Below are 10922 nucleotides of genomic sequence, written 5' to 3'. Positions count from 1 at the left end.
AATTTTATGTGTGCTGGAATAGTTTTGTAACTTGGGGATACACATTTATTTTATGGAAAAGAAAGTAGCCATTTTATTTCAAGCACAAAAAGCGCCGTCTAAAGACAATGTAATTAAACCAATGAAGGATGGAGGATATAGTGACAGTGGGGCAGATATTGCTTATTCCTTAAATAGCCAAAAGATTGATGTTTTAACACCAAAAAATAATCCTAATCCCATCATTGACAAAGATTGGGTTTTCCCTGATAATGATGAGGGAATCTTTCGGGCACTAGAAATGGGAGCAAATGTATTTTGGCTAAATACAGTTCTCTATCGAAGCCATGCCATTGAAAAACAATTCGGCAAAAATTTATTGTTTGTCGGGCAAAATCCTAACTCTGTAGATTCATACGATGATAAAATTCTGACAAATAAATTTTTGAGGCAGAACGGACTAAATGTTCCGAGTTATCAAATTCTCACCAAAGATAATATTGAAAAATTCTCAGTAGATTTTTCGTTTCCCTCAGTAATAAAGCCAGTTCGAGGAAGGGGTAGCCAAGGTGTTTACGTTGTTAAGAATGAAACTGAATTAAAGTCTACAGCAAAGAATATGTTCAAAGATAATTTGTATGGTGATATGTTTTATCTGGAAGAGTTTTTAAGTGGGCAGGAACTAACAATTAGTGTTATGCCACCCGGAAAATATTTTATAAATGGTAAAAGTACTTTAATAGAAGACTATTGGAGCTTACCTCCAGTGGAACGATTTAATCATGAAAATGGAGTGGCTCCGTACAATGGTATTGTTGCAATCATTAAAAACTCTAAGGTTATTTCTTCTGAACAGCAGAAATCTGCAGAAATTGTAAAATTATGTAGACAATGTGAAGCGGCAGCCCATTTGATAGAAGCCAAAGCTCCAATTAGAATTGATTGCAGAGCTGATGAGAAGGGTGTTTATTACCTCTTTGATCTTAACATGAAACCAAATATGACAGGTTCAAGTCGTTTACATAGAAGGGATCAAGATAGTCTTACTGCATTGGCTGCTCGTGAAATAGGTTGGTCTTATGATGATCTTATTTTGAATATGTTAAATCAGGCTTGGACTTTATAGATATCATTCATGGAGTAAAGAATCATTAGAGTATGCCATTTTTTTTAAACATTAATCGGTATTATGTTTAAAAATATTTTTTCTCCAATGACATAATGTACAGGATAGTTTTAGAATTATAAATTCTGATCTTTAATTATTACATTATTAATTATGAAAAATGTCTCCATATTTAGATGCCTGATATTTCTGTTATTTTGCTTTTTCTCATTAACAGTGAAATCTCAAAGGAATAAAGTAAAACTGAACAAAGAATTTGTAAAAACTCCTTTTTCTAACCTTACAATAAAATCTCCAAATTTTTCAAGTGCTAAGAATTTCAATATAATAGATTACGGAGCGGTACCTAATGATAAAGAAAAAAATTCTGAAGCAATAAAAAATGCAATTAATGAAGCTAGTTTAGTCGGAGGTAATGTTATCATTCCCAAAGGCGAATGGTACACAAAAAAAATTCACTTGAAGAGTAATGTTAATCTCCATGTTTCCGAAGAGGCAACTTTACTTTTTTCTCCCGACCCTAATGACTATCTTCCGGCAGTCTTTACAACCTGGGAAGGTTTAGAATGTTATAATTATTCTCCATTAATTTATGCTTTCGATGCACAAAACGTCGCAATTACTGGCAAAGGAACTATTAAAGCAGATAATAGTGAGTGGAGTAAGTGGTTTTCGCGACCTCCCGCTCATATGGAAAGCATTAAACTTTTGTACAATTGGGCACAGGAAAGAGTTCCTGTAGAACAACGCAACATGGTAAATGGTAATTCAAATCTACGTCCACAGTTTATACAATTTAATCGTTGTAAGAATGTTTTGATCGAGGATATAAATATTCGGAACAGCCCGTTTTGGACCGTTCATCTTTATCTCTCCAAAAATGTTGTGGTTCGTAGAATAGATGTCAACGCGCATGGACATAATAATGATGGGATAGATCCAGAAATGAGTCAAAATATTTTGATTGAGAATTGTGTTTTTGATCAAGGAGATGATGCTATTGCAATAAAGTCAGGTAGAAATCCTGAAGGTTGGCGTTTGAAAAAACCGTCCAAAAATATTGTCATTAGAAATTGTTTAGTAAAGGATGGTCATCAATTAGTGGCAATAGGAAGTGAACTTTCTGGAGGAATTGAAAATATTTACATTGAAAATTGTAAGGTATCTGATACTAATACTAAATTAATGCACCTTCTATTTATAAAGACAAATGAGAGGATGGGTGGTTATGTAAAAAATGTATATTTTCAAAATGTGCAGGCAAACACTATTAGCCAAGGTATACTTGGTATTGATACCGATGTATTGTATCAATGGAGGAAGCTTGTTCCAACTGTAGTTAGGAAACTTACCCCTATTACAGATGTTTTTCTAACAGATGTACGGGCAAGTTCAGCTAAATTTGTTGTCAAAATTAATGGAAATGACGAATTACCTGTGAAAAATATTTGGATGAAAAATATTACTTTAGAAAAATCTGCAGAGGAGCGCGTACAAATAAAAAATGTGAAGAACTTTAAGTTGGAGAATTCATTTGAGAATTTATAAACTTTTTAAATTTCAAAATTGAAATGTTTGAGCAATTTAAGATTATCAAATATTATAATTATTTGTTTTCTTAATCTTTGCTGTGATTCTTTTTATAAAGACTATTTACTTTTACCACTATTAAAGTTCCTAGAAAAACTATGAAACACCTCGATGGTATTTCATAGTTATTCAAAAGAATTGTATTATTTAAATTGTCTTCAAGTACAATTCCTGCAATTCCTCAGCAGAAAAAGCTTTTGACGGTAGATTCTGTACCAGCTCTCCCTGCTTCATTATTCCAATATTAGTAGCAACACTTACGGCATTAAAAATATCGTGCGTTGCCATTAAAACAGTTCGTCCTTCATTTCCCAATTGTCTTACAATTTCTGTAAATTCTGCGGTGGCAATCGGGTCGAGTCCGCTTGTTGGTTCATCAAGAAGAAGAACTTTGGCGTCTTTGGCGAGTGCGATAGCGATTCCAACTTTTTGACGCATTCCTTTGGAATAACCGCCGAGAGTTTTTTCGTGAGCAATTTCCTGTAGTCCTGTACGTTTCAACAATGCTGAAAGCTCACTTTTATCATAATTAAAACCTGCAATTTTCGAGAAGAAGTCAAGATTTTCAATTCCTGTCAAATTGGGATAAAGCAATACCGTTTCAGGGATATATGCCAAATGCTTTTTTATTTTTTCAGGATGTTCCTTTACGGAAATATTATTGATAAAAGCATCACCTGAAGTGGCTTTAATTAATCCTAATAAAATATTGATCGTTGTACTTTTCCCGGCTCCGTTTTGCCCGAGAAGAGCGAAGATTTCACCTTCCTGAATTTCGAGGTTTAAAGATTTTAAAGCTGTAAAATCGTTGTATTTTTTATGTAGATTGATGGTTTTTAACATAGCTTTCTAAATTTAATTTGTGAAAGAATTAAGAATAATGAAATAAAGATAATGTAAGGAAGAAACACGGCTAAAAGATTTGTTTTCGCCGAATCGGTAAAGGTTTTCACCGTTTGCTTCGTCCAGTCGATGGTTTTTCCATTTACATTTTCAAAAATTGATGGATAGAAGAACAGTCTTTGTTTCTCGTGGAAATTTTTTAAACCTTCAGAGTAATTCAGGTGATTTTCCATTCCTGTTTTGGCGATTTCACTTTGAACCAATTGCGTATGAACGTTAGGTAAAATATAGCCTAAATAAATGGCAGCGTTGTTTCTGCGATGCATTTTTTCGTGATATTGTTTGGATGATTTCTCAGATTCAACATCCGCCATATGCTGCATTGCGTAATACCATATGTATGATGATTTAACATTTTCATCTACAGTGTATTGGCTGAACTGCGGATAAATCTTATGGAATTTCTGCATCGTCGGAACTTTCGCTTCATCCCATTTGTTGTGATAACCTTCCCGCTGTTCAATTTGTGCCTGCAAACCTTCTTTTACGGGAACGAGTTTCTGAATAACCATATTTCCCGTCATTGGAATAATGAAATTCATTCCCATCCAGAAAATAACTAGCGCTAAAGCATTCCACGAAGATGATTTCTGATAACCGATGATCCAGCGACAAAGCGCAAACCAGAAAATAATATAGAGCAAACCTGCCAACGTGAAAATGGCAAATGTAGAATCTACCGGAATTTTAATGTACATTACTGCTATAATTAGCAATAAAAAATAAACCGAACTGACGGCCAGTAAACGAATTAAGAGTTTAGCATCAATCAGTGTTCTTATTTTTTGACTTTGAACAGAAAGCAGTTTCCAGGTTCCTTTTTCCTGATCTTCAGAAATGATGTTGTAGCAAAAAGCAATAATAACCAATGGAAAAAGAAAAACAAGCACAAACGAAAAATCGAAATTTCCGACCGCAGCATTTGCAGGATTGAAAAAATCGGAATTGTTTTTCTGTTCCTCCAGATTTCTAATCGTCACGCCCTGAATTGAAGGATTCAAATCTCTTAAACCAATATTTAAAGCGGCCAGTTTTGGCATTTCATTTACCAGATTGAATTTCACGTAATACAGCAAAAGACCGATGTCGTCGTTGTGTAAGGCCGCATTTTTGTCGAGACTATTTTTTTGATAGGTTGCACTTTTCGCAATAATGTCTTCGTTTCTATCGAGGAATTTTTTACCGGTGTACAAAGAGCTCAACCCTGCAAAAAGTAGAATTAGCAGAGAAATAAGATAGGCTTTGTTGCGGTAAAACTGTTTATATAAATAATGATTCATTAGATTAATTTTAAATTTTTAGCGCTTAATTCAACCATCAAAACACAGACTAAAAGCCAGAAAATAATTGCCATCAACGAAAGAAGCTGATGGCTTAAACTGTCTTTAAGTGAAGTAAATTCATACTGGAAATCTGGAAACTTCTGCCAGTTTTCGTGGTCAACCATTGCCGGTTTTTCGCCTTCTTTGGGTTTGATGTTGCTGATTTGTTCAATTTGCAGGTCATTCATTCGCTGTGCAAGTTTGTAACGGTAACTTTCCGCTTGATTCTGAAATTGCTGATACGCAAAATAATCGGTTCCTGAAGTGGTCATTGACAGGTTTTTAATTGCCATCACAGGATTGATAAACCCGAAAATTTCATTCAGTTTCTGCTGTTGATTATATTGATTCTGAAGTTTTTTCAAATGGTCAACATACAATTTTGCACTGATTCTTTCGCCTTCTTTCATGACGATTCCTCCGTAATTGACGGGAAGTTCGTCGGTGGTTTTTACATTGTATTTTGCGAGTAAAGAATCTTTAATATGCTTAAAATGCGGGTCGTTCGGATTGTGACTGTCACCAACTTTCAAGACATCTTCTTCCACCTGAGTTTCGAAGGCAATTCTTGATGGAGTAGGATAGAGATTCTGTGCTGCAAACTGAATTCCTTTGGGTAAGAAAATCACCAAAATCAACCACGAACCAATTAAACTGATCAAAGCCGATGACGAAGCTTTGCTTTTGGCAGAAATTAAAACCGTCAGCGTACAGAAAAAAAAATAGTACACCATATATGCAGGAAAAATCACTAATACTCTGGATAAAATATCACCGAAATCATTGGCTTCTGCCAAGATTCCCATCAATAAAACAACAGGAATCACAGGAATTAAAAACACTAAAGAAAACTGCCAGAGTCCAAGAATTTTCCCCCATAAAATAGCTCTTGGCGAAGCACCTTGAACGGTAAGGATTTTCAATGTTGCATCTTCTCTTTCACGGACAATCAATCCAAAGCCAAGGAATAAAATAATCAAAGGAACAATAACCTGAAGAATAAATGCCGAGCTGAATGCTCCGAAACGCACGAGAATTCCGGAACTACCCGCTTCCGAAAGATTAGCAGTATTCTGTTTGTGCGCTTCAAGGAAAATGACATTTCCGAGATAATCATCCAAACCCTTATCAAATATACTCAGCGGATGACCGATTCTGAACACCAAATAGCCGTAATGCGCCATTCTGTGAGGATGTTTGTCAGGTCTGTGTTCCCAGTTTTCACGGGTTTCTTTGCGGTATTCTTTTACTTTTGAATAGGTTTCGCCATACTTTGTAAATCCGATTCCGATGCTCAGGAAGCAAAATAGGAGAACGGTAACCGCGATTAGCTGGTTTTGTTTACTTTTAAACAAATCCTGCCGGGTTTTTCTTACCAAGAGTTTCAAGTTTGAAAAAGCCATAGTTTAAATTTTATAAGTTGCTGTAAATAAATAGTTTCGTGGTGCACCCGGGAAAAGTCTCAAATAATTCTGAGCGCCCACCCAATAAGTTGTATTTGTGATATTGTTTACATTCAGAGCCAGTTGGAGTTTGGTTTGAGGAACGAAATAGTATAATGCTGCGTCCAAAGTCGTATAGGCGGGAAGTTCAAAACTTCTCGTGTACCAAGGGATTTTTTTGCTTTGATACAACATTCCCGCACCGATTCCGAAGCCTTTTAAGGCCTGAATGTTCGTAAAGTTGTACCTCGTCCAGATATTGACTGAATTTTTCGAAGTGTTTTCTTTAGCCAAACCAATCAATGCAGGATTGGAATCATCCAAAACTTTAGCATCAATATAGCTGTAACCTGCGTAAATATGCCATTGAGGAAGAATATGTCCGGTAAGTTCTGCCTCAAAACCACGGCTTCTGTCCGCGCCACGCTGAATCAATTGGTCGGGTTCTACAGGATTATTGGCATTTACCAGAATATTTTTCTGATTAATTTCGTAGATTGAAAAACTTGCATCAATCTTTTTTAAGAGTTTTGTTTTAACCCCAAATTCTTTTAAGTCTGACAATAACGGCTTATACAATGAAGCGGAAATTGCCCCCGTAAAGTTGATGGTTTGAGGCATCAGGGAAATGGTGTTCGATTGTGGTTGATACCCTGTCAGATAAGTGGCGTAAATATTTGTGTTTTTCGTAAGACTATACGTTAAACCCACTCTGTAAAGCATTTTTTGATTGGTAAAAGAACTTTCTTCTTCTTTTTTGTAATTGGTAATATCCTGAAACCATTCCTGTCTTAACCCTGCTAAAAGTTTGAATTTTTTCCAGATTAAAAGATGTTGAAGGTATGCTGAATGAGTGCTTGTAAGAGCTGTTGGTAAAGGATTAATCACATTTAAAACAGAATAAGAATTTCCCTGATGATTGATTTCTCCAGGTGTTAAATCAAACGGGTTGACATTGGGTTTGGGAAGTGTAATTCCATTATAAATCATTGTTTGGTACAAAGAGGAATTGGCAGGATTATAGGATGAACTTACGGTTCCGTCTTTCATTAAGAAACCTTTTGCTATATCTTGTTTTCCTCCACTTTTTTTCTCCCAGATATGGCTGTCGTAACCCACCAACGTTTGATGCTCAAAAGCTCCGGTTTTATAAGTGAAATTAAAATACGCATTAATGTTATCAACTGCCCAATGCTGAATTCGCTCCTGATACTGCATCATTGCCAAACTGGAAATCGCTTGGTTATTGATATCCGGAACAAAAGAATTAGTGGTTCTGGTTTCGTGTGTATCCTCATCCCAAAATTGCTTCATATAAGAAGCATTAAAACTGATGTTTTTATTGAAATGATGTGCCAGACTCCCCATCAAAGTCAGGTCTTTTGTTTTAAAATAATCTCCGGGTGCGCCTAAATTGAGACTGATTGGTGTACTGTTCAGATCTGTTTTTCCTGCAACAGCTCCGAAAATCGGTTGTCCTCGGTCGAGATTTCCGTTCATTTCATTGTAGATCATCTCAACGTTGATTGACGTTTTATCACTTGGAATAAATGATAAGGAAGGCGCAATTAAAAGTCCGTTGTTTTTCACATGATCACGGAAAGATTTGGCATCCTGATGTGCTGCATTTAAACGGTACAAAAGTGTTTTGCTTTTATTCAAAGAACCAGTCAAATCTGCGGTAAGCCGGTAGGTATCGAAGCTTCCCCCCGATAAACTTACTTCATTACGAGGATTTGCCAGTGGTTTTTTTGTCACCATATTAATCGTTCCACCAGGATCTACACTTGACATCGTAATGCTTGCCGGACCTTTAAAAACTTCCACACGCTCGATATGTGGCGTCATCGGTTGAAGGAAATAATATTGTCTGGTACGCATCCCATTGATGATTTGTCCTTCTTCATTCTGACTAATTCCTCTGAGGCTGTATTGATTATAAAAACTTGCATTGGAAACTCCCGCTACATTTTTGAGAACATCACCCAATCTGAACGCCTGTCTGTCGTTAATGAGCTCTTTAGTTACAGTATTTAGTGTAAGCGGAAGATCTTTATTTTTCATCGCAACCTTTGTGGCTGCAAATGAATAATCGGAAGTGTAATCTTTCGATTTTCTTCCTACAACTTCTACGGTTTGTATAGTTGCAGAGATAGAATCTGCTTGTTTTTTTTGAGCTTTAACTGCGGTTGAAAACAATATAAAACTTGAGGTTGCCAACTGAAATGGCTTATTGGAAATAAAATGAATTATTCCAGCTTTATAAAAATTAAATGACATAAAAATAATGAAGTGGATATTTGAAAATATCCCTATTAGAAAAAGAATATCTTAGATTTATTTAAATCCAAATATTCACAAAACTGTCGTTACAGACTGGAAAATCTGTAGGCAAAGAGTTTTAGCTTTTAAAGAAAACTAAAATTATGAAAGACAGGGAGGTGCTCTTGATGAAAAATAATCGAGTAAGCAACGGTAGGTTTTTGCCTTTGTTTGAGGCATTTCGCTTTTGTTCGATGTATTTAGAGTAAAATCTAGATGTTGAATTTCCGGAAGAATACTTGCATTCATATGCAAGTGCAAATCACACTGACATTCATCGTCCTGAGAGATAGTTTTTGATTTTTCTCCTTTGGAATCTTTTTTATCGGTAATCTTAGTAACTGAATGTTTTGCGTGTTCGAGACATACGCTTATTCCGCTGACATTCGATAGAAAAATCAACAACAATGAAAAAACAAAAAAAGTTTTCAGTGTTTTTAGCATAATAAGTCGCAAAAATAAGAATAAATTTTGTGAATGCTTCTTTTGTAAACAAAAAGTAATGTGATTTTATTATTTAAAAGTATTAAAGAGAATAAGTAATTTTATTTTTTAAATCAGAAATAGCATAGATAACTTTGGAATTTAACAAAGCTCCTCAAACTATTAGAAATTGGAAATTAGTTGCAAGGCATTAGTCTTATAAATCTAAAGTTTTATTTTCTCAGTATTCTTATGTTAATTTTTTCTTGCAATTTTTTGAAGCCAATATATTTGCGTTTTAATCAGTGATCTTTTATCACATTTAAATAAATTAATTGACATTCAATTTTTATTTAAAATTAAAACAAAAAACCTGCTATTGCAGGCTTTTTATAAATACCTCTATTTTTTAGATTCTTCAACCGAAACTTTTCGGAACTCTTTAAATAATTTGCTTAGTTCTAATGCTGCCTTCCTAGCTCTAGTTCCAGCTGCTTTATTCCCTTTTTCGGATTGTTGATTTGCTTCTGTTGAAAATGACTCAAACTCTGTGTTGATTTTTTCGATAAGTTCTTTCATAATGATTTAATGAGTATTTAAAATAATTGCAAATATAATATAGGAGAGGATTATAATGTTGGAAAATTTTAAAAAAATTACGATAGTTAAGACCTTATATTCTAAATATTCTACTAAAATTTCCGTCTTGATCTATTTTTATATACCATGTTTTAGAGTCTCTGTTTGTTATTTCAAATCTGACAAGGTTTTTTCTTGATTTTATACAGCTTTCAATATGAGAAGATGGACGATTATTTCTACTTCTTGCAGATACAAACACATAATTAGGATTAAATACATCAATCATTTTCTTCGAAGTATTGTTTTTACTTCCGTGATGAGGTAAGTCTAAAAAATATAAGTCTTTTAGATCGGTATCCCAATTCGGAATATGCTTTTCGAATGATTCAATACCGGCATCTCCTGTAAATAAAAATTTTTTATTGTCAAATTGTAGTAGAGTAACGATACTGACCATATTTGTTGCTGTTACTCCATTTCTTAAACTGCTAACTTCTAAATTTTTACAATCAGCTTCGTTACCCGAAGTATTCAATGAATTTTTTAGATATTCACTTAGCTTAGGAATACCAGAAGAAAAACGATGGTCGAAATTAGCCTTAAGATCTTCTTCAATTGCTTCAGATTTTAAAGCAGGGAGATTTTGTCTGTAGAAATCGTACGTTGGACCAATCACTGAAAAGATAGGAAACTTACCAAATTCTTTGCCTTTAAATACTTGAGACATTTTATCCTCCAAACCATAATCACGAATTTTTCTTACAACCCTCAATAAATCTTCATAACCTTCAATAATATATTTGCTACTAGAATCAATATCAATATCTTCCAACAATAAATTTTGTTTTAATTCTGTTAGTTGTTTGCCAAGGAAATGAATTTCCTCATCCACAGTTTCCTTTATTGTGTGAATCCATATTTCTTGAACTATTTGATGATAGTCATCAAGAATTTTTTCAACACCTCCTATATGATCGTTATCATAATGAGTACAAATGAGCAAATCTATTTTGTTATCATACAGAGGAAGAACTTCTTCAAGTCTTTTCTTGATTTTCGGATAATGAGCTTTATATCCACCATCAATAACAATTAAAGATTTTTTTTCTGAATTCTTTAACATAAGAATGATAGCATCCCCATCTTCGACATTAATCATATTAATTTCAATTTCCATAATAATTTAGTTTTCCCAAAAGTAATTAATTTTTGCATTTTATTGTTTACTAAGCT

8 protein-coding genes are annotated in these 10922 nt (G+C 34.3%); 2 read left to right on the top strand and 6 right to left on the bottom strand.

Annotated features, from left to right (window positions below):
* Nucleotides 1-52 precede the first annotated feature (52 nt).
* Nucleotides 53-1105 (top strand): ATP-grasp domain-containing protein, encoded by a 1053-nt coding sequence (locus BBI01_RS18815; protein WP_065396185.1) that lies wholly within the window; start codon nt 53-55, stop codon nt 1103-1105.
* Between the two features lie 216 nt (nt 1106-1321).
* Complete coding sequence (locus BBI01_RS18810) at nt 1322-2653, top strand: glycoside hydrolase family 28 protein (RefSeq protein WP_228394038.1); 1332 nt, start codon at nt 1322-1324, stop codon at nt 2651-2653.
* Nucleotides 2654-2842: 189 nt separating this feature from the next.
* Here the strand turns inward: BBI01_RS18810 and BBI01_RS18805 are convergent, their stop codons facing one another.
* The 6 genes from BBI01_RS18805 to BBI01_RS18775 all read right to left on the bottom strand — a co-directional run bounded on the left by BBI01_RS18805 (nt 2843) and on the right by BBI01_RS18775 (nt 10866).
* Entirely contained in the window at nt 2843-3538 is a 696-nt protein-coding gene (locus tag BBI01_RS18805; RefSeq protein ID WP_065396183.1) for an ABC transporter ATP-binding protein, read from the bottom strand.
* Nucleotides 3532-4878 (bottom strand): DUF3526 domain-containing protein, encoded by a 1347-nt coding sequence (locus tag BBI01_RS18800; RefSeq protein ID WP_065396182.1) that lies wholly within the window; start codon nt 4876-4878, stop codon nt 3532-3534. Before BBI01_RS18800 ends, BBI01_RS18805 begins: the two co-directional genes overlap by 7 nt.
* Nucleotides 4878-6323 carry an ABC transporter permease gene (locus tag BBI01_RS18795; RefSeq protein WP_065396181.1) on the bottom strand — a complete coding sequence of 482 codons (1446 nt, stop codon included), beginning with the start codon at nt 6321-6323 and terminating at the stop codon, nt 4878-4880. Before BBI01_RS18795 ends, BBI01_RS18800 begins: the two co-directional genes overlap by 1 nt.
* 3 nt (nt 6324-6326) lie before the next feature.
* Nucleotides 6327-8642, bottom strand: coding sequence for a TonB-dependent siderophore receptor (locus tag BBI01_RS18790; RefSeq protein ID WP_065396180.1), 2316 nt, complete (start codon nt 8640-8642; stop codon nt 6327-6329).
* 867 nt (nt 8643-9509) lie between these two features.
* On the bottom strand, nt 9510-9686 hold the full coding sequence (locus BBI01_RS18780) for a BF3379 family histone-like protein (protein ID WP_065396178.1): 177 nt from the start codon (nt 9684-9686) through the stop codon (nt 9510-9512).
* A gap of 94 nt (nt 9687-9780) precedes the next feature.
* On the bottom strand, nt 9781-10866 hold the full coding sequence (locus BBI01_RS18775; protein ID WP_065396177.1) for an MBL fold metallo-hydrolase: 1086 nt from the start codon (nt 10864-10866) through the stop codon (nt 9781-9783).
* Between the last annotated feature and the right edge of the window lie 56 nt (nt 10867-10922).

Source organism: Chryseobacterium artocarpi, from assembly GCF_001684975.1.
GTDB classification, from domain to species: domain Bacteria; phylum Bacteroidota; class Bacteroidia; order Flavobacteriales; family Weeksellaceae; genus Chryseobacterium; species Chryseobacterium artocarpi.
This window is presented reverse-complemented; position numbering and strand designations above follow the sequence as displayed.